Here is a 255-nt window from a genome sequence, read left to right as displayed (position 1 = left end):
AGCATCGCATTCGCGAATTGTTGGACGTGCACCACTCGTACACGACATGGCTCGTGGCGCAGGGTGCGCTTCCTGAATACGAGGGCACGGTGGGAGACGCTCCCTACTCTGGCTACATCGATTCGTTGCCCGGTGTTCTTGAATCCCGCATCGCGTGGGCCGAGTGGATGCTCGAAAACTGGTGCGGAGAACAAGCATGAACAAGATTCGATATGCGGTGCTGGAGCTGGCACATTCGTTGGTGCAGGCAACACC

The 255-nt window shown here is 57.6% G+C and carries 1 protein-coding gene; it reads left to right on the top strand.

Annotated elements, in window-relative coordinates:
• Positions 1 to 200, top strand: a 200-nt coding sequence (locus AC1RP1_RS08415; RefSeq protein ID WP_481762793.1) for a hypothetical protein, incomplete at its 5' end; no start/stop codon positions are given.
• Between the last annotated feature and the right edge of the window lie 55 nt (positions 201 to 255).

It is taken from the genome of Dellaglioa sp. CoH-56-MRSF-13, assembly GCF_056782095.1.
This window is presented reverse-complemented; position numbering and strand designations above follow the sequence as displayed.